The 798-nt window shown below is 65.0% G+C and carries 1 protein-coding gene and 1 pseudogene; both read left to right on the forward strand.

Going from position 1 to position 798, the window contains the following annotated elements; all coding sequences use genetic code 11:
• A pseudogene (locus tag NKH59_RS33395) lies at positions 1-81 on the forward strand (curlin); the annotation flags it as partial.
• 69 nt (positions 82-150) lie between these two features.
• Positions 151-552 (forward strand): curli-like amyloid fiber formation chaperone CsgH, encoded by a 402-nt coding sequence (csgH, locus tag NKH59_RS33400; RefSeq protein WP_353024489.1) that lies wholly within the window; start codon positions 151-153, stop codon positions 550-552.
• Positions 553-798 lie beyond the last annotated feature (246 nt).

Here is a 798-nt window from a genome sequence, read left to right on the forward strand (position 1 = left end):
CAGGTGGGCCACGGCTGCGATGCCAATGTCAGCCAGGGCGGCAGCGGCAATGTCGCAGCTTTCGTCCAGGCCTGCCCATAAACACGGCAACGGCCAGACGGCCGCGGAAAGATTCCGCGGCCGCCGCTAGCCAAGCCAAGGAGACGAACCATGCCCCGCATCGTCAAGCATTCCCGCCGCGTCATGGCGGCACTCGCCCTGGTCCTGGTCCCGGCCGGCGCGCTGGCGACCATGGCCAACGCCGACCAGTCCGTTGGGCCGGTGCGCTGCGAGATCCGCGCCACGCCGGAAGGGGGCATGGTCTCGTTGGAGGCGCTCGCCTATGCTGACAGAAACGTGAGTGGCACCTATTCCTTCCATGTCGAAAGCACCGGTCGCACCGACGGCACCAGCATCGAGCAGGGCGGCGCCTTCAACGCCGCGCCCGGCAAGCCAGCTACGCTCGGCGCTATCACGCTCGACGCAAAGGGCGGCGTTTACGACGCCAAGCTCGAAGTTGCGGTCGATGGCAAGAGCATCGGCTGCGCCGCGCGGGTCGGCGGCGCGACCTGATCGCACCGGCCAGTTTACGAAAAAGGGCGTCGGCGTTCGGCGCCTTTTCTATGTGTGCCGAGCCGGGAAAAATGAATGAACGACAGCTGAACGATGGGTTCCGGGATGGTTCAGCCGCAATTCGGGAAGGTTGGCCATAGGCTGAGGCAGCCAGAAATGAAGACCAAGATGACCCGCAATATGTTCATAACCCTTACTGCCGCTCTCGTTGCCGGCAGCATCGGCCAGGTGGCGCTGTCCGCACCG

Origin of the sequence: Mesorhizobium sp. M0998, from assembly GCF_040318885.1 — a bacterium.
Taxonomy (GTDB): Bacteria; Pseudomonadota; Alphaproteobacteria; order Rhizobiales; family Rhizobiaceae; genus Mesorhizobium.